General features: G+C 72.1%; 17 protein-coding genes and 2 pseudogenes. 6 read left to right on the top strand and 13 right to left on the bottom strand.

Going from position 1 to position 21,262, the window contains the following annotated elements; all coding sequences use genetic code 11:
• Window positions 1-24: 24 nt before the first annotated feature.
• The 4 genes and pseudogenes from ACH499_RS14520 to ACH499_RS14505 form a co-directional block, all read right to left on the bottom strand.
• Window positions 25-1,593, bottom strand: a complete 1,569-nt coding sequence (locus tag ACH499_RS14520) for an FAD-dependent oxidoreductase (RefSeq protein ID WP_399015842.1) — start codon at window positions 1,591-1,593, stop codon at window positions 25-27.
• The gene (locus tag ACH499_RS14515; RefSeq protein ID WP_356202593.1) at window positions 1,590-2,321 is read right to left on the bottom strand and encodes a class I SAM-dependent methyltransferase; all 732 of its coding nucleotides are present in this window, start codon (window positions 2,319-2,321) and stop codon (window positions 1,590-1,592) included. Before ACH499_RS14515 ends, ACH499_RS14520 begins: the two co-directional genes overlap by 4 nt.
• A complete protein-coding gene (locus ACH499_RS14510) occupies window positions 2,318-3,532 on the bottom strand; it encodes a lycopene cyclase family protein (protein ID WP_399015840.1) in 1,215 nt (404 codons plus the stop codon). The genes ACH499_RS14515 and ACH499_RS14510 overlap by 4 nt, the downstream gene beginning before the upstream one ends.
• A gap of 210 nt (window positions 3,533-3,742) precedes the next feature.
• Window positions 3,743-3,976, bottom strand: a pseudogene (locus ACH499_RS14505) (FAD-dependent oxidoreductase); the annotation flags it as partial.
• A 182-nt stretch (window positions 3,977-4,158) separates the two neighbouring features.
• Between ACH499_RS14505 and ACH499_RS14500 the strand changes: the two are divergent.
• Entirely contained in the window at window positions 4,159-4,488 is a 330-nt protein-coding gene (locus ACH499_RS14500) for a hypothetical protein (protein ID WP_399015838.1), read from the top strand.
• A gap of 123 nt (window positions 4,489-4,611) precedes the next feature.
• Here the strand turns inward: ACH499_RS14500 and ACH499_RS14495 are convergent, their stop codons facing one another.
• On the bottom strand, window positions 4,612-5,553 hold the full coding sequence (locus ACH499_RS14495) for an NEW3 domain-containing protein (protein ID WP_399015836.1): 942 nt from the start codon (window positions 5,551-5,553) through the stop codon (window positions 4,612-4,614).
• Between the two features lie 94 nt (window positions 5,554-5,647).
• Window positions 5,648-7,084, bottom strand: a complete 1,437-nt coding sequence (locus ACH499_RS14490; RefSeq protein ID WP_399015834.1) for a Gfo/Idh/MocA family protein — start codon at window positions 7,082-7,084, stop codon at window positions 5,648-5,650.
• A gap of 292 nt (window positions 7,085-7,376) precedes the next feature.
• Here ACH499_RS14490 and ACH499_RS14485 point away from each other — a divergent pair.
• Window positions 7,377-7,855 (top strand): annotated as a pseudogene (locus ACH499_RS14485) (HIT family protein).
• A gap of 183 nt (window positions 7,856-8,038) precedes the next feature.
• Here the strand turns inward: ACH499_RS14485 and ACH499_RS14480 are convergent.
• Window positions 8,039-8,953, bottom strand: a complete 915-nt coding sequence (locus ACH499_RS14480; RefSeq protein WP_399015831.1) for a LamG domain-containing protein — start codon at window positions 8,951-8,953, stop codon at window positions 8,039-8,041.
• Window positions 8,954-9,148: 195 nt separating this feature from the next.
• Window positions 9,149-9,865 carry a TetR/AcrR family transcriptional regulator gene (locus ACH499_RS14475; RefSeq protein WP_399016024.1) on the bottom strand — a complete coding sequence of 239 codons (717 nt, stop codon included), beginning with the start codon at window positions 9,863-9,865 and terminating at the stop codon, window positions 9,149-9,151.
• 181 nt (window positions 9,866-10,046) lie between these two features.
• Here ACH499_RS14475 and ACH499_RS14470 point away from each other — a divergent pair, with 181 nt between their 5' ends.
• Window positions 10,047-11,651, top strand: coding sequence for a CocE/NonD family hydrolase (locus ACH499_RS14470; RefSeq protein ID WP_399015829.1), 1,605 nt, complete (start codon window positions 10,047-10,049; stop codon window positions 11,649-11,651).
• A gap of 447 nt (window positions 11,652-12,098) precedes the next feature.
• Here ACH499_RS14470 and ACH499_RS14465 read toward each other — a convergent pair whose 3' ends face one another.
• Window positions 12,099-12,953: a DUF2690 domain-containing protein gene (locus tag ACH499_RS14465; protein WP_399015827.1), complete on the bottom strand. Its 855-nt coding sequence runs from the start codon at window positions 12,951-12,953 to the stop codon at window positions 12,099-12,101.
• A gap of 301 nt (window positions 12,954-13,254) precedes the next feature.
• Here ACH499_RS14465 and ACH499_RS14460 point away from each other — a divergent pair, with 301 nt between their 5' ends.
• The 3 genes from ACH499_RS14460 (at window position 13,255) to ACH499_RS14450 (ending at window position 16,513) form a co-directional block, all read left to right on the top strand.
• Window positions 13,255-14,265 (top strand): peptidoglycan-binding protein, encoded by a 1,011-nt coding sequence (locus ACH499_RS14460; protein WP_399015825.1) that lies wholly within the window; start codon window positions 13,255-13,257, stop codon window positions 14,263-14,265.
• A gap of 50 nt (window positions 14,266-14,315) precedes the next feature.
• Window positions 14,316-15,515 (top strand): GH25 family lysozyme, encoded by a 1,200-nt coding sequence (locus ACH499_RS14455; protein WP_399015823.1) that lies wholly within the window; start codon window positions 14,316-14,318, stop codon window positions 15,513-15,515.
• 62 nt (window positions 15,516-15,577) lie between these two features.
• A complete protein-coding gene (locus ACH499_RS14450) occupies window positions 15,578-16,513 on the top strand; it encodes a peptidoglycan-binding protein (RefSeq protein WP_399015821.1) in 936 nt (311 codons plus the stop codon).
• Window positions 16,514-16,803: 290 nt separating this feature from the next.
• Here the strand turns inward: ACH499_RS14450 and ACH499_RS14445 are convergent, their stop codons facing one another.
• From ACH499_RS14445 to ACH499_RS14430, 4 genes are all read right to left on the bottom strand, one after another.
• The gene (locus ACH499_RS14445; RefSeq protein WP_399015819.1) at window positions 16,804-18,060 is read right to left on the bottom strand and encodes a M20 family metallopeptidase; all 1,257 of its coding nucleotides are present in this window, start codon (window positions 18,058-18,060) and stop codon (window positions 16,804-16,806) included.
• Window positions 18,061-18,315: 255 nt separating this feature from the next.
• Window positions 18,316-18,972: a trimeric intracellular cation channel family protein gene (locus ACH499_RS14440; protein ID WP_356202610.1), complete on the bottom strand. Its 657-nt coding sequence runs from the start codon at window positions 18,970-18,972 to the stop codon at window positions 18,316-18,318.
• A 379-nt stretch (window positions 18,973-19,351) separates the two neighbouring features.
• Window positions 19,352-20,011 (bottom strand): peptidoglycan recognition family protein, encoded by a 660-nt coding sequence (locus ACH499_RS14435; protein WP_399015816.1) that lies wholly within the window; start codon window positions 20,009-20,011, stop codon window positions 19,352-19,354.
• 119 nt (window positions 20,012-20,130) lie between these two features.
• Entirely contained in the window at window positions 20,131-21,015 is an 885-nt protein-coding gene (locus tag ACH499_RS14430) for a GH25 family lysozyme (protein ID WP_356202613.1), read from the bottom strand.
• Window positions 21,016-21,262 lie beyond the last annotated feature (247 nt).

Genomic DNA, 21,262 nt, shown 5'->3' with positions numbered 1-21,262 from the left:
CGCCGGTGACCGGCGGCCCGTCGCTCAGGAGGAGCCGCGGCGTCCTGCGAGAGCGCCGAGTGCCCGGAGCACGGGCGAGCGGCCGGCCCGAGGGACCGTCCACAGCACCTGGCCCCGTACGCCCCAGCCGCCGAGGAGCGCGTTCGCCGCGAGGAAGCCGGTGGTGGCGGCTCGCTCCATGAGGGCGACCGGCAGATCGCAGCGGATGCCGTCACCCGCGAGGGTCAGCCACCCGTGCGGAGTGCGCACGGCGGGACGCCGGCGGTGCGAACCGACCGGGAAGAGCGGGCAGTCGGACCGCCACTCGTGCCGGGCGTCGACCACGCGCGCCTCACCGGTCTCCGGGTACACCCGGCGCAGCCGGTCGACGAGCCTGTCCTGCACGTCCTTCGGTTCCGCCGAGGGGTCCACGGCGTAGGCGTGCAGCTCCACCACCGAACCACCGCTCCGCGCCGCCCAGCGGGCCGCCTCGCCCTCGTACCGCTCCAGGACGCTGATGTTGTCCAGGCCGTCGTAGCCGCTGGTCCCGAGGAATGCAGGGCGGTCGGAGCGGACCGGCCGGTCGAGCCAGAGCCGGGAGACGAGGAACGGCGGGGCGGTGCGCAGGGCCGCGATGTCGTCGCGCCAGGCGGACGTGCCCAGGCCGGGTGACGCGTCGACGACCCGGCGCAGTCCGCCGGTGTCGAGGGCGAGCACCACGGCCTGGTGGCGCTGCGCGCCGCTGTCGGTGCGCACCCGTGCTCCCCCGCCGTCGCCGGGGAGGACCTCGTGCACCGGGGTCCCGGTGCGGACGTCGGCCCCGAGGCGCTGGAGGTAGTCGCCGAGCGGCTCCCACAGCGCCTGGGGGAACGGCTCGTCCGGCACGTCGAAGAGCAGGCCCTCGGCCGATCCGAGGAAGTAGATGTGGAACATCAGCAGCAGTTCGGCGGCGGACAGTTCCCGCGGATCGGCGAAGAAGCTGCGCGAGAACACCTCGAACGCCAGGTGGTGCGCGGCCTCCGGGAAGCGCACACGCTCCAGGAAGTCGGTGGCGGTGACCTCGTCGAAGCGCTCGTACACCGCGGGCACGCGCACGTCGAGGAGGGGGAGTGCCGCCCGGGCGTCCATGGCGGCCAGGTCCCGCCAGCCGAAGGTGGGGCTCAGGGCGACGAAGCCGAGCGCGCTGAACGGCGGAGTCCGGGGGACCCGGGCGAAGCTGTCGGTCAGGCCGCCGCTGTGCCGCAGGGGGTAGTCGGGCAGCGCGGTGAGACGGGCGAGAGCGGGGTCGGTGCGCCGGAGCAGTCCGCGAAGGTTGTAGTACTGGCGGAAGAAGGCGTGGAAGCCGCGGGTCATGGTCACTCGCGAGCCGTCCGCGAGCCTGGTGTGATGGCCGGAGAGCCGGCCGCCGAGGGTGTCCTCCCGCTCGTAGAGGGTGACGCGGGCGCGGCGTTCGGCCAGCAGGGTGGCCGCGGCGAGACCGGCGATGCCGCCGCCGATCACGGCTACGGACGGTTCGTCCCCGCGGGGGAAGCGATCCGTGCCGGGCGGGGGCACGACGACCTCGGCCTTGCGGTCGCGGCCCCGTCGGGCGGCAGCGGTGCGGCGGGCGGTCACCGGGCCTGCTCCCGCGCCGTGGTCGAGCCGTTGCGGGCGAGGAAGGTGTGCACGATGCCCGTCTGCCATCCGGCGACGGGGGCGACGCGCACTCCGGTGAAACCGGCTCGCGTCAGCCGGTCGGCGAAGGCGGGAGCGGTGTCGAAGGCGCGGACACTGTGCCAGAGGTGGCGGTACAGGGCGCCGTCGCCGGTGAGCGTGCCCGCCGGGACGACGACCGAGCGGCACACCACCGTCCACAGGGCCCGGTGCGCCGGCGAGCCGCTGAGGCTGTACTCGTGGGCGACGAGACGTCCGCCCGGCCGCAGCAGCGTCCGGACGTTCTCGAGGACCGCGTCCGGATCGGTCACGTTCCGGAACAGGTAGGCGGCGAAGACCGCGTCGAACGGGCCCTCGCCGGCCGAGGTGACCTCTTCGGCGGTCAGGTGCAGGAAGCGCACGTGCGAGGGCCACGGCTTGGCGAGTGCGCGGCGCAGCATGCCCGCCGACGCGTCCACCGCCGTGATCCGGGCCCGGGGCGCGGCCCTGAGCAGGGCCCGGGTCGAGGCGCCGGTGCCGCAGCCGAGGTCGAGGACGTGCAGTCCGGCGCCGTCCCGGGGGAGCCGGAGGCGGCGGGCCGAGCGCTGGAGGGCGCGGCGGTGTCCGGGATTGAGGAGGGTGAGGCCGTCGTACGTGTGCGACGCGTGGTCGAAGGCGCGCGCCAGGTCGTGGTCGCGCAGGAGACTCATCGGTGGCTCTCTCCGTTTCTTGCGAGGGGCCGGGAGCGGCGGGGGAGGAAAGGCAGTTCGACCGCCGTGCGGAGCATCGGCCGGACGGGCGTGCGCAGCCCGATGGCCCATTCCTCGCCCGGTGAGGTGGCACCGTCGAGGAAGCGGAGCAGGCGCGCGGGCGGGATGCTGCGGAACAGGCCGGTGAAGAAGTCCGGGCCGTTGATCCGCCCGGTGTCCAGCGCGCGCAGCAGTACCGCGTCCATGGCCCGCGCACGTCGCCCGTGGGGCGCGGGGACGGTCCCCCGCCCGTCGCGCAGTGCGGCGGCGATGGCCCTGCTCTGCCGTTGCACGGCCGCGAACGTGTAGCCGGTGGCCGGACGGGTCGCGCCGCCGGCGGTGCCGATACGGAAGACGGCCTTGCCGGACCGCCGGGGGAAGCGGGCGTCGGTCATGGGGATGACGCCCTGCTCGGTCCGCTCCACGGTGAGCGCGCCGAGCCCGAGGACGTCGTGGCAGTAGTGGCCGAGTGCCGCCTCGTACGCGTCGGTGGTCAGCGCGGCGCGGGAGAACTCGGTGTACTCCACGAGCGCCCGGTCCGGGGCCAGCGGCAGGACGTAGCCGAAAGCGAGCCCGTGCGCGGGCTGGGGCACCCGGAAGTCCATCAGGTCGGCGACCACGGGGTCGAACCGTCCGGCGTCGGTACGCACGAACCAGCCGCGGAAGTGCTGCAGCATCTGTGTCCGGGCCGGGGGCAGTGCGCGCGGCGGCCGCGAGTCGAACACGCGCCGGGCGCGCAGGGTCAGGGGCCGGCCCGAGGGGAGCGTGCACCGGACCACCGCCCCGCCCGGCACGTCGCGTACCGCGTCCGCCGTCGCACGCAGGAGACGTCCGCCCGGTGAACGGGCCAGGAGCGAGTGGACCCGCTGTTCGAACGTGGTGGAGCGCACCATGCGGTAGGTGAACGGGGCGGGGTCGACGGTGACCGCGCGGCCGTCGGCACCGTGCACGCGCAGCGCGGACCAGGACGCGCTGACGGCACCGTCGAGGTCGTCGCCGTCCTCGCCCCAGAAGCACCAGGTCCGCTCCGCCGGGCGCGGCGGGCCGTCCGGCGGCTCGACGACGGTCACGGAGGCGGCGCCCGTCCCGGTCAGCCGGTGGGCGAGGCTGAGGCCGGCCGCGCCACCGCCGAGGATGACCACGTCGGAGGTCTCGGCAGGGGAGCGGTTCACCGTGGCCTCCGCCCGACGGCACGGAGGCCGCCGGGGCCCGGGCGGAGGAGTCGGGCGTCGGCTGCGCTCACACCCACACTTCACTCCGGATCGGGTCGAGGAGTCGCATCGGGTCGGTCACTGCTTCGGGCCGCAGGGTGTCCGCGGATGCGGCCGATCCCGGCCGGGTCACGGAACGGCCCGGCGGTGAGGACGAGGTGCGCCCCCGCCTTGCAGGTCGAGATGCCGTTTCACCTGCGGATACGAGGCGTAGAAGACCTGGAGGCCGCGATCCGGCAGGAACCCGTTCCGCCGGTCCGTACGCATCCGGCCACCCACCCCGTCGGACGCCTCCAGCAGGGCGACCCGCAGTCCGGCACGGCACAGGTCCCGGGCACAGGCCAGGCCGGCCAGTCCCGCTCCGACGACGACGGCGTCCGGTGCCCCGCGGTGTTCGTCGGCCATACTGCTCCTCCTTCGGTGCCGGGACCGTGCCGTGGGCCGGCGGAACTCGTCGCCGGGACGCTTGCCCGGCCAGTACCCGGGGCCGGTGGGACAGGCCCTGCGGCCCGCGCCCGCGCCCGGTCCCGTCGGCGGCCCCGCTGGACCGCCGTACGCCGGTCCAGCGGACCACGTTCCCCGGGCCGATGCCAGGCGCCACGACCGAGTGCCCGGCCGACGCCGCCTCATCGAGCGGCCAGTGCCTCCAGGGCGGCGACGGCGTCGGCAAGGCCGGCCGGAACGCGGAGGGCACGAGCAACGTGGTCTACGCCTGGGGCAGCGCCGAGGACAAGAACCTGGCCCTGGCCACCCAGACGCTCAGCGGCACCCACTCGACGCCCGGCGTCGGCCACGGCAAGGGCGGCGGAGCCCTCGCCCCGAACTCCTCCGACCGGTGGCCGGGCTGGGCGGCGGCCGGAGCGGTCGCGGTGCCCGGCGTCCTGACGGCGCTGCGGGGCACGGACCGGAGCGGCTGACATCGTGCCCCCCGGAGGTCGGCGCGGCGGTCGGATGCCGCGGGTGCACGCAGCGGTACGGAGCCCGAGAAGGCCGACGGCCCGCTCGGGGCGGGCCGCCGGCTTGTTCGCTGCTCCGGTTCTTCAGGGGGCGAGGGCCATGGCGAAGACGTGCACGTTCCTGTTGGACGGCAGCACCACGAACTCGACCTGCTTCGCCGCGTCCAGCGGGACGGAGTGGGCGAAGATCCGGTAGGCGATGCCCGCGTTCCCGTAACCGTCCGGCCTGTTGCGGCCGTCCGTGGAGGCCACCAGGGTCGCGCCGTGGGCGTCGGCCGGGTCGAAGGACCAGTTGGGGAAGCCGAACGAACCACGCGTGCTGGTGCCGTCGGTGTAGTACACCGTGGCCGTGCCGGTGGCTGCGCTGGTCACGCCGGAGCCCAGGAGGACCAGCATGCCGCCCTTGCCGCTCAGGGCGATCGCCTGTCCGGCGGAGGCGACGTTGTCCTTGGTGCCGGGCGTCACGTCCGGCCAGGTCAGTTCGGCACCCAGGGCCTCGACGCGGCCGCCCGGCGTCAGCCCGGCGGCGGCCAGCTTCTGCGCGGAGAAGCTGTTGCCCTCCCCGTCGTAGTCCCCGGGCGCGGTGTTGCCCTCGTCGGTGATGCCCACGTTGTTGTAGGCGGCCGCGAGGTTCGCGAGAGGGGCGCCGTTGGTCTGGGTCCGGGTGGCGGTCGCCGAACCCGCACCGTCGCCGCCGGTGTAGGTGGCGGTGGCGGTGAAGGTCCGCAGGGCGAACCCGGGACGCTGCTCGGGAACCTGGATCCGGAACTCCGTGGCGGCGGTGGCTCCTTGCGCCACCGACCCGGACACGGCGGCGACGGACGGCTGGACGGCCCAGCCGACCGGCCCGGTGAACGCCACCTTCAGCGACCGCATCGGCTTCGGTCCGGCGTTCTTCACGGTCACCTTCACCGTCGAGATGGCGGGGCCGTCCAGGGAGATAGGGGAGATCGACACCTCGGTCCGCGCGGTCGAGGATTCTGGCGCGGGTTCGGCGCCGACCGCGGCGGGCGCGGAGACGGTCATGATCAACGCTGCCACCGCAGTGGCTGCGAAGGATCTGGACGATCGGAGGATTTTCACGGACTGCTCCTTGTGTCGGTCGGCCGGCGACGGGAGCTCAGGCGACGGGGGGCATGTTCGTCTCACGGGAGTCCAGGCCCGTGCGCAGGTTCACCCAGGAGCCGCGTGTGAAGTCGGGGACTTCCACCGGACGCCCGCCCGCGGCGAGGGACTTGACGCTGAGCGGCACCGGCGAGCACCAGGCGGCGGAGTCGTAGACGTCGATGTCGGGCACGAGACCGGCGCGCATCAGTTGGACGGTGCGCCACTGCAGCACGTAGTCCATGCCGCCGTGGCCGCCGTTGTTCGCCGCGTCGTCGCCGATCTTCTTCCACAGCCAGTGGTCGAACTCCTTGCGGTAGGAGTCGAAGTTGCGCCAGGAGTGCCCGCTGTGGTCGGGTTCGACGTAGATCCGTCCCCCGGTCGGCGACGTTCCCGTGTAGTCCTCGAAGATGCCGCGGCTGCCGGCCAGACTGTTGATCCTGCTGTACGGGCGGGGCGAACTGACGTCGTGCTCGGCCCTGATGACGCGGCCCTTGGCGGTGTCGATCAGACAGGTGACCAGGTCACCGTTGATGTAGGTCTCCTTCCACGAGGGATGGGACCTGTCGATGAACCGCTCCCGGTAGTCGGCGAGGCCCTTGGGCTCGGTGGCGGTGGCCCGCAGGACGGTCATGCGGTCGCCGCGGTTGATGTCCATGGCGGCGGCGACCGGCGCGAGACCGTGCATCGCGTAGAAGGACGCGGTGCTGCGGGTGTGCCACAGACGGCGCCAGGAGTCGGTGTAGTACGTGTCCGAGAACAGCAGTTCCCGCAGGTCGTGCAGATAACCGCCGTGGCCGTTGGTGATGTCGCCGAACAGCCCTTCGTGGGCCATCTTCAGCATCGCCAGCTCGTTGCGGCCGTAGGAGCAGTTCTCCGAGAGCATCAGGTGCCGGCGGGTGCGCTCGGAGGTGTCGACGAGGTCCCACAGCTCGTCGAGCTCGGTGGCTATGGGGAGTTCGACGACGACGTGCTTGCCGGCCAGCAGTGAGTCCCTGCCCTGGCGGTAGTGGAACTCCCAGGGCGTGGCGATGTAGACGAGGTCGATGTCGTCACGCCGCAGCATCTTCGTGTACGCGTCCTCGGTGCCGCCGTACTCGGCCGGACGCGGCTTGCCCTGCGCGGCGAGGCGGTCCGCCACCGCCTTCGCGCGCCTCTCGCGGATGTCGCAGACCGCGGTGACCCGGCAGCCCGGCACGACGGACCAGCCCTCCGACATACCGCTCCCACGGTTGCCGAGCCCGATCACGCCGACACGGACGGTCTCGTGGGCGGCGAAGGGGACGTCGATCATCGACTTCTGGCCCCGGCCGCGCCGGGGCGAGGGAGCCGGCAGTGCCGTGTCCGGGCCGGTGGGCTGCGCCTGGGCGGTACCGGCGCCGACCGCCACCGCCCCGGTGGCCAGAGCCCCTCCCAGGAGCAAACGGCGTGAGAATGCGGGGATTTCGGGCATGACGGAGCTCCTCTGATCCGCGACCGGGCATCACTGGCGAGGAAGACTCTGATGGCGCCGACGCGGTCATGTCAATAGATGCTCAAAGGGGCGGTCATTCGATCAGAAACAAGCAACCAAGGAGGCGCAAAGGCCCCGGAGCAGCTGGTACCGTCCCGAGGGCGGCCGGACGCACGGGATCGCGCCCGTGCTCTCGCCGGCCGTCGATGGCGCTTCCGTGACGAGGAACGGGCCTGTCCACCCCTCGCCGGCGGGGCGGTGGCCTTCGATCACCAGGATGTGGGTTCTGGCTGTGACCGGGGATTGGCGGACGGATCGGATCGGAGCCGCGCTGAGGGGCGAGAACCCGACCGTGCTGCGGCGGTTGTCGTCGGGGTTCGCGGTGATCGGCGATGTGCAGTTCCTGCCGGGCTACTCGGTTCTGCTGGTCGACGAGCCGGGTGTTCAGCGGTTGTCGGACCTGCCGAGGGCGAAGCGGCTGGCGTTCCTGTCCGACATGGACCAGCTCGGTGAGGCGGTCGAGCGTGCCTGTCAGCGGCTGGACCCGGCGTTCCGCAGGGTCAACCTGGAGATCCTGGGGAACACGAACCGTTTTTGCACGCGCATGTCTGGCCGCGGTACGAGTGGGAGCCGGCCGATGTCGTGGGTGCTCCGGTATGGTTCCATCCGCGTGAACGATGGCGTGACGAGCGGTTCAGACTCGGCCCGCGGCATGACGCGCTGCGGGACGCCCTCGGCACCGAACTGGACCGGCTTCGCTCGAAGACCTGACTGTGCGAACCCGCCGACCGACAGGTCGGCGGGCTGCTGCACCAACAGCATCGGGACGAGCCTCAGAGGCTTTGCGATCAGGGGCGATTCAGGACGGTCGGCTTGGGCTGTTGTCACCAACGGTGAGCTCTCCCGAGCGATGTCCGGTTCGGAGCTCGGGGCGATGGACGTAGCCGTGCTGCGTCAGTTGCCTCCCGGAACGTCGGTGGGCATGCCCGGCATACCGACGGCCAGCATGCTGATCTGGGCCGGGCTCAACGTGCCCTGGAAGGCCCACGCGTCGGACACCGTGCCGGGCCAGTACTGGCCCCACGTGTTCGGCCCCGTCCTGGCCCGGCCGAGCTGCATCGGCTGAGCCGACTTGAACGACCCCACGTCATCCGCCCACGAGAACCTGCCCGTGCAGGTCGGGTCGTCCTGCGCACCGTCGCCGTCGTCGTCCGCACACCGGACCTCTTCCAACTCACCGTTCACATACAGCGACAGGTGTTCGGCGGAGCCGTCGTAGACCAGCGCCACGTGCGTCCAGTCGGTGGGGCTGAAGAACCCCCCGTGATCAACCTGCTTGACCGTGGCGCCCGGAGCGTCCGTGGACGCCATGGCGATCCGCCATCGCCCGGGGTCCGTGTCCGGCGTAGCGCTGGGCACGTAGAGCACTGTGAACGCACTCTGCTCCTCACCGGGCACGCTGAGCAGGGCCACATTCGTCTGCGGAACGGCGGCAGCCTGGGCCCACGCGCTGATCGTGAAGCTTGCACCGGTGTCCACGGGCACCGCGGACGTCACTCCATGGTCGTCGACGCCGTCAAGCGTGACGCCTCCGTCCACCCAGCCAGACCCGATGTGTGCTCCTCCGTACAGCGTCATCGCATTGCCCGACGGGGACGCGTCCGGCGTCACCAGTGGGGACCCCGACGCCGTCTCGAACATCCAACGCCCCTTCACCACCGGCTGCTGCTGGACCTCGTCCACCAACAGCGGGCGGTCGGCCACGGGCGTCTTGTCGCGGGCGACCCCCACCGCGCTGGTCGCTGAGAGCCCACTCAGCGCCACCACGGTGGACAACACCATCCCGACAGTACGCAGCCGTCTGCTCACACGCATCACACACCCTCCCCGCGGGCCCCCAGGCCCCGACCTTCCGTGAGCGACCCCTCACGGATCGCACACAGGAGGGTAGAACGACACCCGTGACAAGATCTAGATCACCACAAGTGAACGTTGCTCTCCGCGGCAGCCACAGCCGGCGGGCGTCGAACCAGGCAGATCGCGCGCAGTGACGCACGCACGGCATCAGTCGGTGTCGAGGCCGTCGATCAGGCGGTTGAGGAAGCGGGTGAAGGTGGCGTCGGGGGTGAGGGGGCGTCCCGGGGCGGAAAGGGCTTCGGCGAGTTCCGGGTGGCAGCCGTCGGCGGCGACGGCGGCGAGGTAGCGGCCCTCGGCCGCCGCGCGGTCCGGGGACCGTGAGGCCGCGGCCTGTGCGAGCTCATGGGCGACGTGCCCGGCCACGAATGCGGTGAGCTGGGCGAAGACCTCCAGCTTCGCCGCACCGTCGAGCCCGGTGGGACGCAGGACGGCGAGCACGTGTTCCAGGAAGGCCAGCGTGTTGGGGCCCGGAACGCGACGCGTGGACAAGGCGGCGGGCAGCCAGGGATGACGCAGCATGTGGGCGCGCTGCAGGTGTGCCACGGTCTTGAGATCGGCACGCCAGTCTCCGCTGGGCGGGTTCGTGACGGTGAGTTCGCCGCTGACGTGGTCGACCATCAGTTCCAGCAGCGTCTCCTTGTCGGGGGCGTAGCTGTACAGCGACATGACGCCCGCTCCGACCTCGGCGGCCACCCGCCGCATGGTGACCGCGTCGAGTCCTTCCGTATCCGCCAGGGTGACGGCCGCCGCGGTGATCGCGTCGCGGCTGAAGGAGGGCCTGCGGCCCCTGCGTGGCTCGGCGGGGCGCAGCCAGAGCTGTTCGGGATCGACGCTCTCGGCACCGGACCTTCCGTCACCGGACACGGCCTCGCGCTCCTTCCTCTGGTGGTCGAGGCGGCTCTTGCCAAGGTCATCCAAGCATCCTCTATTCTCGTACGTCGTACGAGAATAGAGGAGGGGAACGATGCCATCACGCACGCCCGACCCTGTCGCCGGGCCGGCCTGGGTACCACCAGCCGGAAAACCGCCGCTTTCGTCACGGATGATGAGGGCCACCTGGCGGGGCCTGCCGGCGAAACGGCATGAGGCCGGATGGGAGCCGGGACTGCGGGTGCCGGCCGCCGACGGCAGCCCGTTGCTCACGGACCACTACTTTCCGCGTGCCCCGGGCGACTTCCCCACCCTTCTGGTCCGCTCGCCCTACGGCCGGGGCCTTCCCTGGTCGCCCCAGTACGGGCTGCTCTTCGCCGAACAGGGCTTCCACGTGGTCCTGCAGAGCTGCCGCGGCACCGGAGGATCGGGCGGCGCGTTCGATCTCTGGCGCAACGAGGCCGCCGACGGCCGGGCCACGGTGTCCTGGCTGCGAGAGCGACCCTGGTTCAACGGAACACTCGGGACCGTCGGCCCCAGTTACCTGGGCTACGTGCAGTGGGCCCTCGCAGCGGACCCACCGCCGGAGCTGAAGGCGATGGTGGTGCAAGTGGGACTGCACGATCCCCACGCCCTGTTCCACGCGGGCGGCGCGCTGCGCCTGGAGAACGCCCTCGCCGTGGGCGTGGGCATGAACTACCAGCACCAGGGCATGGCACCGTTCCTCAAGGCGACGCTGCGCCTGCAGCGCCGCCTGCGCGAGGTCACCACCGCGCGGCCCCTGCGCGGGGCGTACGTGTCTGCCTTCGGGAGCGAACTGCCCTGGCTGGACGACGTGATGACACACCCGGACGCCGAGGACGCCTACTGGGACGGCGCGTCGACGGCGGAGGCGGCGGAGCGGCTCCGCGTGCCCACCGCTCTGATCACCGGATGGCACGACGCACTGGTCGACCAGACCTTCGAGCAGTACGACCGGCTGCGCCGAGCCGGATGCGAGACCGCCCTGCTCGTCGGTCCCTGGACCCACACGTCCGCCCTCCAGCAGGGATGGCCGCAGGTCTTCGCCGAGAGCCTCGCGTGGCTGCGCGCCCACCTGTACGCCGACCCCTCCGGTCTGCGACCCACCGCGGTACGTGTGCACATGGGCGGCGAGGACGCCTGGCGGGACCTCGACGACTGGCCGCCGGCCGCGACCGCCACCTCGTGGTACCCCGTCACCGGCGGGCATCTCACGCGGCAGGCCCCCGCAGACTCCACACCCGTGACGGCGTTCCGCTACGACCCGGCCGACCCCACCCCCTCCATCGGCGGCCCCCTGCTCTCCCGTACCGCCGGTCCCCGCGACAACGCCGCCCTGGAGGCCCGAGACGACGTCCTGACCTTCACCGGCCCGCCGCTGACCGAGCCCATGGACGTCCTGGGCCCGGTGTTCGCACGGCTGAGCATCTCCACGGACACCGGACACGCCGATGTCTTCACCCGCCTGTGCGACGTGGATCCACAAGGCCGCTCCGTCAACGTCTGTGACGGGTTCAGCCGACTTCGTACGCCCGGACAGGCGCCCTCGCACGTCACCGTGCCGATGAGCTCCACCGCCCACCGCTTCCCCGTCGGCCATCGCCTACGCTGGCAGATCAGCGGAGGCGCCCACCCGCGCTACGCCCGCAATCCCGGCACCGGTGAGTCGTCGGTGGACGCCACCACCTTCACACCGGCGCGCATCACGCTCCACACGGACTCGGCACTGGTGCTTCCCAGCAGCACTGGGCTCGCCTGATCCGTCCGTCCTCCGGGAAGCGGTCGACGAGCCGGGCCGTCGGGCCCGGCTCACTCTTCTCCCCTTCTTCGCCGTCCAGGTCACAACACGTCAGGGTCGGCCTCCCGGGCCTCATCGAACCCCGTGGGCGGTGGCATGATGACGCTCATGACCGGACCAGCGCCGCGGTGGACCGAGTCGAGAGACTCTCGGGCGACTGCTACGTCCACCCCGGTGCCACCGACCGCGCGCTGCGACGGTATCGAGCGTTCCTGCAAGCACCCGGACGCCGGCCGCTCTGTCCCCAGGGATTCGGAGCGCTCGTGCCGCGGCTGTTCCTTCGACGACGTGCGCCATGCCCGCGACGTGCTGGACGAGGTCGTGCGGCAGTTGCCTTCCGGCGCGACGCGCGCGCCCGACCACTGGGGTCGCACACCAGGCGGGGGCCGTGCGTGCTCCCGGGCCGGCTCAGTCGCGGGCTTCGGCGGGAATCGTGGCGCAGACCGTCCGTGCCGCCAGGACCGCGCAGGCCGTCACGTCCTGAGGTCGCGCGGCCGGCAGCATCGTCGTGTGTGCGTCCCGTCCGCTGATCTGCGTGTACTCGCGTGTGCGGCCCGCTCGGTCGCTGATCCGGGCGATGTCCCCCTGGGTGGTGTTGCTGATCTTGGCCCACGCCGCCCGGCACTTCGCGCTGTAGCGGAGCTCGACGCCGATCACGGGGTCGGTGTCGACGGACGCGGTCACCGCGTCGGTGCGGCACACGGTGTGATTGGGCTCCAAGCCGAAGCAGGTCTCGCCCTTGCAGACGGCGAGGTCGCCCGCGGGGCGCTGGGACGCGGCCGGAGTGGCCACGACGCCGGTGGCCCGGACGGCGCCAGGTGAGCCCTCGCCCGAGGCCTGATCCCGCTGCCACGGGGTGATCAGCCACAGCGTGCCGACCCCGACGAGGACAAGGACGGCCGCCACGACGCCGTACAGCAGACCGCGGGGCGAACGGGAGGGCGGGACCTGGGGGCTGGTGCCCCGCGCGGGCCCGGGCTCCTGCGGGGCCGTCGCCCGGAGCCGTTGCCGCGCCGTACGTTGCGTCGTGGCCCGTTCCCACAGGTCGAGGGCCGCCGTCAGTTCCTCCTCCGGGCGCCCGAAGATCGCGTGGAGTCCCCGGACCACGTCCTCGCGGGCGATCTGCGGCTTGGCCGGGTCGAGGTAGCGCGACAGGGTCGCCTGCGTGATCTCGACGCCGCGCGCCTTGAGCTGGGCTACGAGCGAGTCCTGCTTCCGTACGGCCGTCTCGCTCTGCCACCACTGCCGCAGCAGTGCGGACAACTGGGCACCTTCATTCACCTGATCGGGTTGCCCCACCGGGCCCTCCCTCTGTCGCCTTATGCATGCACGACCTGGAAACAGCAGGTCAGAGCCGTGTATTGACCGCGGATCAGCGATGTATGGGACGGCCCTCAGCGCAGAGTAGAGGCTCACCGCCCCACGGGGGCAATCTTCGATCAGCGGTCGCCGACAGAGCCACCGCACTTCCCTTCCTCCGCCGCCCCCCACGGGCCGCCTCGCCGTGCCACGGCGTGCCTTCGCGTGTCCCGGCGCGGCGGAGACGACACCGGAGGAGAATCCCGTGACCCTGCCCAACACCTTCTTCCGCGCCGTCGTGACCGCCACGCTCACCGGCGCGATGCTCGCCCCAGCGGCGGCCGTCACCTCCGCCGCCCCCGCCTCCCACGTGGCGTCGACGGAGGCCACCGCCGCCCGGTCCGCCACCACCACGTGGCCGGCACTGAGGCGGGGGGCGCGCGGCGTGGACGTCGCCACCGCCCAGGACCTGCTGGCCGCGGCCGGTCACCGGGTGAGCGCGGACGGCGTGTTCGGTACGGCAACGACCCGTGCCGTGAAGGACTTCCAGAAGTCCCGACGGCTGGCCGCGGACGGTGTCGTGGGCGCGCGTACCTGGACGGCCCTCTCCGTCACCCTGCGGTCCGGCGACAAGGGCCGGGCGGTCCGGGCACTCCAGCGACAGCTCGGCCAGGAAGGACACCGGCTCGCCGTGGACGGTGTGTTCGGCGCGGGCACGGCGTCCGCGGTCCGGGCCGTCCAGCGGGCCCACGGCCTGTCCGCCGACGGGGTGGCAGGACCCCGCACCTGGGCGGCGCTCCTCGCCGCGCCCGGCCGGCCCTCCGGTGACGTCTCCACGCTGAGGAAGCGGATCGTGGCCACGGCCCGGGGCCAGATCGGGGTCTCCGAGCCCTCCGGCTGCCGCACGTATCTCAAGGACTGCGCGCGTACGGCCTGGTGCGCCGCGTTCGTCTCGTGGACCTGGCGCAAGGCCGGCGTCCCGTCGGCGGCCGTGCCGAGGACCCTCGTGGCGCGCGAGGTCGGCCTGTGGGGTCAGCGCAACGGCCTCTTCCACCGCAGCCACCCGAAGCCGGGCGACATCGTCGTGTGGGGCGAACCCGCCGCGAAGACCGGCGGCCACGTGGGGATCGTCGTCGCCGTCCACGCCGACGGACGCATCGACACGGTCGACGGCAACTACCGGAACAAGGTCACCTTCCGGAAGAACATCGACCCCCGCACGGCGAAGACCCGCTCGCACCGCATCTCCGGCTATGTCAGTCCGCGCGGCGCCTGAGCCGGCCACCGCTCCGGCCGAGCCCGCTACTTCGTCGACAAGGAGTTCTCATGCGCACACCCCGACTCGTCGTGACCGCACTCGCCCTCGCGGGCGCCCTGACCGCCGCGGTGCCCGCCACCCCGGCCGCGGCCGCCGAGCCGTCCTCGTACCCGGTCACCGGCGTGGACACCAGCCACTACAACCACGCCACCCCTGACGCGGGGGAGACCGCCCGCATCGACTGGCAGAAGGTCGCCGCCTCGGAGTCGTTCGCGTTCCTGAAAGCCACCCAGCACACCACCGGCAAGGACGCCTGGTTCGCCGCCGACTGGAAAGCGGTCTCGACCACGTCCCTGGCGCGCGCCCCGTACCACTTCTTCGACCCGCGCGGCCCGCGCGACGCACTGGTCCAGGCCGAGCACTTCATCCGCACCGTCCGCGCGGCCGGCTACACGGGTACGCGGCCGGGAGAGCTGCCGCCGGTCCTCGACGTGGAGAAGGTGCGGCGCGACGGCAAGGAGGTGTGCCCGCCGGCACTGCGCGCCGACCAGGTCGGCGCGTTCCTGCGCCGCGTCCGGGCCGAGTTCCGGGTCACGCCGATCGTGTACACCCGGGCCTCCTTCGTGAAGGAGTGCATGAAGGGCGACGCTCGTGTCTTCGCGGGCCATCCGCTCTGGCTGGCGCGTTACGGCAGCGGAGCCAAGGAGCCCCGGCCGGTGCCGGGGGCCGCACCCGGGTGGACGTTCTGGCAGCACACGGAGACCGGACGTGTGCCCGGCATCCCGACGGCCGTCGACCGCGATGTCTACGCGGGCACCACGGGCCGGCTCAGGGCCATGGCCCACCTGCCGGACAGCGCCCCGGTCCCGTCCGCCGACTGGCCGACGGTCCGCGCCGGCCGGCAGGGCGCGGACGTCCGCACCGTCCAGCTGCTGCTCGGGATCCGTGCCGACGGCCGTTTCGGCCCGGAGACGGTCCGAACGGTACGGGACTTCCAGCGCGGACACCGGCTGCGGGCCGACGGCATCGTGGGCCCCCGCTCGTGGACGGCTCTCGTCCGCACGGTACGCACCGGCGACAGCGGCGCGGCCGTACGAGCTGTCCAGCACCAACTGACCGCCTGCGGGCACCGGGTGACGGCGGACGGCCGTTTCGGCCCGGAGACCGCACGCGCCGTACGGGACTTCCAGCGCGGACACCGGCTGGTCCCGGACGGGGTGACGGGCCCCTCGACCTGGCGGGCGCTGCTGGCCGCGTCCCGCGGATGAGCCGCCCCGCCGTCGACCACCCCGATTCCGCACCACCGACAACAGACCGAGGAGCACCCACCATGAACGGAAAGCCCGCAACGCCCCCCTTCTCCGCCTGCTGGACACGCCTCGCGGTCGGTGCCGCGACGGCCGCGACGGTCGTGCTCGGCACCGCCGCGCAGGCCACGGCCGCAACCGCGACGCCCGCGGCCGCCTCCGTGTACTACACCCCGGCCCAGGCCAAGGCCAAACTCCGTGAGGCCGGCATCACCTGGCGGTCCAGCCGCAACTGCGAGAACAAGAACAAGAACGGCTGCACCAGCTTCCAGGGCATCCGCAGGGCCACCGTCGACGGAGTCATCGCCCTCAAGCGCGCCAGCCGCTGCACGATCGTCATCACCGGCGCCGCGGAGATCCCGCCGCACAAGACCACGGGCACCTACACCCACGGCAAGGGCTACAAGGTCGACGTCGCCCTCAACCCCTGTGTCAACCGCTACATCCCGCAGCACGCCCGCAAGATCGGCTCCGCCACCTGGGCGGCCGGCAGCGTCGAGTACCTCCGGGAAAGCAACCACTGGGACATCAAGTACAAGGGAGGCACCGGCCCGACCACACCGGCCGGCCGGGCCTGGCCCACACTCGGCGCCGGCTCGCGAGGACACGCCGTGACCACAGCCCAGCAGTTGCTGCGGATCAAAGCCGACGGACGCTACGGCCCGGCCACGGGTCAGGCCGTGAAGACCTTCCAGCGCAAGCACCGCCTCGCCGCCGACGGGGTACTCGGCCCCGCCACCTGGCAGCGCCTCGCCCCCACGCTCCGCTCGGGCGCACACGGCAGCGCCGTCAGGGCCCTCCAGGCGCAGTTGCGCCGCCACGGAGCCCGCATCGCCGTCGACGGCCGCTACGGCAAGGCGACGGCCACCGCCGTACGCACCTTCCAGCGCGGCCGGCACCTCACGCCCGACGGCATCACGGGCCCCACCACCTGGCGGCGTCTGCTCACCGCCAACTGACCCACCCCACCCGGGCCCCGGCAGCGAACCGCCGGGGCCCCCGCATTCCGCACCCACCGTCGACCACAGCGCCCGAGCGGTACCCGGCGACCGCCACCTCGGCCTCGTCGGCGTCCGCCCCGGCGAAGTGTCATGACCTTGCCGGCGGAGGAGCTGAAGAACGGGGTCTGCGGGGTCACCCCGCGTCCGGTCCGGCCGTCGGCGACGACGGCCTCGCCCAACCCGTACCAGGAACCCTCGGGGCTGGTCGGATGGGCACCGTACTTCCGCTCGAAGAGAAACTCATCGGCTCAGGTGCCGAGCCAGGCGAGCGCGGCCACGGTCATGGCGCTGACACCGGTGTCCAGGGTGGGCTGGACAACGGGGGCGAAGGCGGGGCTGTGGTTGACCGGAATGTCCTGGGCGACGGTGCCGTGCTCGACGGCCCGGGCGTACACCTCGGGGTCGATGCCCCCGATGCCCCAGTAGGTGAACGGCGCGCCGAACGCCTGCGGCAGTTCGCTCATGTCCTCGCTGGCGGTCTGCAGATCGATGGTGTGCGCGTCGTCTCCGAAGTGGGCGGCGAACGCCTCGGCCACGCGCCGGGTCGTGTCCTCGTCGTTGACGGTGGGCGGGAAGGAGGAGATCTTCTCGATCTCGGGCGCCTTCGGTGCCCCGGACGCGTCGCACTCGGCGCGTACGATGCGTTCGATCGCCCGCAGGACCCGGGCGCGTGTGGCGTCGTCGTAGGTGCGGACGTTGAGCTGGATGACGGCGCTGTCGGGGATGACGTTGGGTCCGCTGCCGGCGTGGATGCTGCCGATGGTGACGACGGCGGGTGTGGTGGCCGCAAGTTCCCGGGAGACGACGGTCTGCAGGCGGACGACGATCATGGCGGCCATCACCACGGGGTCGACCGCGGACTGGGGCATGGAGCCGTGCGCCCCTCGTCCGTGGACGGTGACGCGCAAGCTGTCCGCGGCCGACAGGAAGGGGCCCGGCCGGGTGCCGACGTAGCCGGCCGGGTAGGGCAGGACGTGCTGGGCGAGCACCACGTCGGGACGGGGCGCCTTCTCGGTGAGACCGTCGCCGATCATGGCCTCGGCGCCGTCACCGTTCTCCTCCGAGGGCTGGAAGAGCGCGACGAACGTGCCTCGCCAGGCGTCCTTGGCCCGGGCCATCAGCCGCGCGCAGCCGATCAGGGAGGTCACGTGCACGTCGTGTCCGCAGGCATGCATGACCGGCTGCTCGGCGCCGTCGGGACCGGTCACCGAGACGGAGGAGGCGTAGGGCAGGCCGGTCTGTTCCCGCACGGGCAGGGCGTCCATGTCCGCGCGGGCCATGACGACAGGGCCGTCTCCGTTGGCCAGTACCCCGATCACACCGGTGCCGCCGACGCCCTCGGTCACCTCGAACCCGGATTCCCGCAGGGCGTCGGCCGCCTTCTTCGCCGTACGGTCCTCCCGCAGGCCGAGTTCGGGGTGCTGGTGCAGGTCCTTGTAGAGATCCTCCAGGCCGGAGCGGATGCCGTCGAGGCCGGAGAGCACGGTGTGGGCGGGACCATGCATGGAGGCTCCTTGCGTGAGTGGGGTGGCTGCCGCGCGGACGGCGGCGGTACGTGTGCTCCGAGCCCGCCTCCCGTCGCGTCGCGCCGGTGCCTGACGACCGGGCTCCCCACCGTCTGTGTCCGGCCACCCGGCGGAACACCTGGCGTGCGGCGGCAGCGGCGTGCCTGCCCCGTCCTGGTGCGCTCGCCCCAGTATGTGCCCGGGGGCCGGAGCGTGCAGGTCCGTGCGACCCCCATGGGAGCCGGCCGGGTCCGCCTACGCTCCGGCCCCGCGTGACTGCCTGCGTCTGCTGGTCTCGGGCGGTTCGGGTGCGTTGAGGCTGAAATAGAGGCCGATGATGCGGATGAGGAAGCAGGCCGTCGCGGCTCCCAGCGCGGCCGGCAGGCCGTACACGCCCGTTCGGACGGTGATGACGGTCACCGCGGCACCCACCAGGGCGGGGATGGCGTACAGGCCCGTGCGCAGCACCGTCGGGACCCGACGGACGAGCACGTCGCGGATCGTGCCCCCGCCCACCGCGGTGACCACCCCCAGCAGAATGGCGGGCGCGACGCCGAGTCCGGATGCGAGCGCCTTGCTCGCGCCGATCACCGCGAAAGCGCTCAGCCCGACCGCGTCGAGAACGTTGATCGCCCTCTCCATGCGACGCAGATGCCTGCTGAGGGCGAAGGCGATCACCCCGCCGATGGCGGCGAGCGTGTAGTAGCGCCAGTCCAGGAGAGTGGCCGGTGGCAGCGAGTCGATGAGGACGTCGCGGATGAACCCGCCACCCAGCGCGGTGATCATGCCTAGGACGACAACGCCGACCACGTCCAATCGCGCGGCACGCACCGCTGTCAGCGCCCCGTTGAGCCCGAAGGCGAACGTGCCGGTCAGATCCATGACGAGCAAGGGCGTGGGTTCGGAGCTCATACCGGACTGCATACCCCGCGCGGCGCGCCGACCGCGCGGGGTGGACAGCCCGGCTTCGACAAGGTCACGACGTCGGACTTCTTCTCGGCCGCGGGCCGCGAGGCACGGGCATCGTTCCACCACTCCCGTATCGAGCTGTATCCAGGGGAGATCGACAAGCTGTGGTGATGGCTGCCAACAGGCCGGTGGCCGGCGAGTCGGGGCGCCGGCCACCACACGTCCGGCGTTGAGCACGGTCCCACCGAACGGGACGACGAGGAAACGCCTCAGACGTCCGCTCAGGTGATCGGCGCCGGAGGGCGGCTCCCGGCTGCTGAGCACGTGCCGGGGCAGGGAGTGGGCGAGAAAACGGTGACCGGCCCTGGGCCGCGGTCGCTGGTCAGGCTGTCCGGGCCGCCTCCACTTCCTGCCGAAGCCGGGGCAGCATGTCGTGGTACACGCCCGGGCAGAGGGTGTCGCCGTAGTCCTTGTGGCCGTAGATCTGCGTCGAGGGTATGCCGTACCGGGAGCAGGTGTACGCGCACAGGGTCACCAGGACGTCCCACTGGGCGGTGGTCGGTACCGCGCCGTCGTGGTAGGCGCCCTCGTTGGCGATGCCGATGGAGTAGTCGTTCTGTCCGGAGGTGTGGGTGCCGAGCGGGAAGGTGGTCCCGCCGGCCAGGGCGGGGAGGCTGCCGTGCCGGCCCTCGGTGATCCAGCCGCCCCGGCTGACCAGGAAGTGGTAGCCGGTGTCGGCCCATCCGTTCTTGTCCATGTGCAGGTCCTGGACCCAGTGTGCGTGTCTGTGCGCCTGGGCCCGGGAGAAGTCGGTGGTGTTGGCGCTCACCGTGTGATGCACGATGATCTTGCTCGGCCGGTACCGCAGCGTGCGGATGGTCCCCTGGGGCGGGCGCGCTCCCCAGAGGGCGGTGCTGTCGATGTCCGGCTCGACGACGTCGGTGGTCCGTGCGTGGGCGGTGCCCGGGAGGGCGGTCGCCGCGATCAGTCCGGCTGCCCCGGAGAGCAGAAGGCGGCGCCGCAGGGCGTTCTCGGGGTTCACGGTCACTCCTGGTGAGGGGGAGGAGGGGGAGGGGAGCGGTGGAGCCGACGGCGGCGGCCGTCAGCTCCACACCATGAACACGCGGGGGTGAGCGGCGGGCGAGAGGCGTTTCTACCGCGTCACGTGTTGTTGGCGAGCGCCACGAGCCGGTCGCGGGTGCCGTTGAACTTGTTGCGGTCCACGGAGCCGGAGACGCCGCTGACGGAGCCCGTGCTGGTGTACTGCCACACCGTCCAGTAGGGGAAGCCGCTCGGGATGGTGGGGGAGGAGGCGGTGGTCCAGTGCGCCACCCACAACGGGCTCTTGTCGTACATCCCGTTCCAGTAGCCGGTGCAGGTGTTCCACCAACTGGCCGTCGTGTAGATGACCGCGTCACGGCCGGTGCGTGACTTGTAGGTGGTGTAGAAGTCGTTGATCCAGGTGCGCATCTGCGTGGTGGACATGCCGTAGCACATCGCCCCGTACGGGTTGTGCTCGATGTCCAGGACGCCCGGCAGGGTCATGTTGTCGCGGGACCAGCCGCCGCCGTTGTTGACGAAGTAGTTCGCCTGGGTGGCGCCGCTCGACAGGTCGGGACGCGCGAAGTGGTACGCGCCCCGGATCACGCCCGCGTAGTAGGCGGCGGGGTAGTTGGTGTTGAAGCTCGAGTCCTTGTAGCTGGTGCCCTCGGTGGCCTTCATCCAGGCGAACTGGATGCCCGAGTTGCGCACCGAGGTCCAGTTGATGGATCCCTGCCAGTGCGAGACGTCGATGCCCTGGACGCCGTCGGTCGCGGCCATGGCGCCCATCGACGGAGCCTCGGCCGCGGCCTTTCCGTGGATCTTGGCACCCACACCCATGTAGGCCTGGCCGGGCTGGATCTTGAGGCGGTCCTTCGCCGGCTCGGGAACGGCGTTCGCGCCGCCGGCGGTGGTCGCGGTGAGGGCGAGCGCGGCGCCCAGGACGCCGAGCGCGGTGGCCGTCCGTCTCGCGATGCCGGACGAACGAGGGGAGAGGGTGAACACGGCTGCCTCCTCGAGGTGGGGGACGACGTCGTCCGCGGCCACCCGACCTGTCTTGACGTGACCGCGTCATAAGTTAGCCACGGGGAATCTACGCGTGTAAAGAGGGCCCTCGAAGTGGCGTGAGGAGGAGGTCGCCGAATGAACGCCTGACGCGAACTACCCGTGGAACGTGGTGATTTCGGGCTGCTCGGTGTCGGCCGCAAAGCCGGAGTGCCGGTGGTGCGGACGGCCGGGGCGGCACGCGCCG

The sequence above is a fragment of the Streptomyces sp. NPDC018947 genome (genome assembly GCF_044390505.1).
Taxonomy (GTDB): domain Bacteria; phylum Actinomycetota; class Actinomycetes; order Streptomycetales; family Streptomycetaceae; genus Streptomyces.
The sequence above is the reverse complement of the archived record's forward strand: the minus strand, read 5'-3'. Positions and strand labels throughout refer to the sequence as shown.

What these genes read in the sequence shown, in the direction of transcription:
- ACH499_RS14515 (WP_356202593.1), bottom strand. Translation starts at nt 2,321, where the DNA reads ATGAGTCTCCTGCGCGACCACGACCTGGCGCGCGCCTTCGACCACGCG.
- ACH499_RS14500 (WP_399015838.1), top strand. Translation starts at nt 4,159, where the DNA reads ATGCCAGGCGCCACGACCGAGTGCCCGGCCGACGCCGCCTCATCGAGC.
- ACH499_RS14495 (WP_399015836.1), bottom strand. Translation starts at nt 5,553, where the DNA reads ATGACCGTCTCCGCGCCCGCCGCGGTCGGCGCCGAACCCGCGCCAGAA.
- ACH499_RS14490 (WP_399015834.1), bottom strand. Translation starts at nt 7,084, where the DNA reads ATGCCCGAAATCCCCGCATTCTCACGCCGTTTGCTCCTGGGAGGGGCT.
- ACH499_RS14470 (WP_399015829.1), top strand. Translation starts at nt 10,047, where the DNA reads ATGAGGGCCACCTGGCGGGGCCTGCCGGCGAAACGGCATGAGGCCGGA.
- ACH499_RS14455 (WP_399015823.1), top strand. Translation starts at nt 14,316, where the DNA reads ATGCGCACACCCCGACTCGTCGTGACCGCACTCGCCCTCGCGGGCGCC.
- ACH499_RS14450 (WP_399015821.1), top strand. Translation starts at nt 15,578, where the DNA reads ATGAACGGAAAGCCCGCAACGCCCCCCTTCTCCGCCTGCTGGACACGC.
- ACH499_RS14445 (WP_399015819.1), bottom strand. Translation starts at nt 18,060, where the DNA reads ATGCATGGTCCCGCCCACACCGTGCTCTCCGGCCTCGACGGCATCCGC.
- ACH499_RS14440 (WP_356202610.1), bottom strand. Translation starts at nt 18,972, where the DNA reads ATGAGCTCCGAACCCACGCCCTTGCTCGTCATGGATCTGACCGGCACG.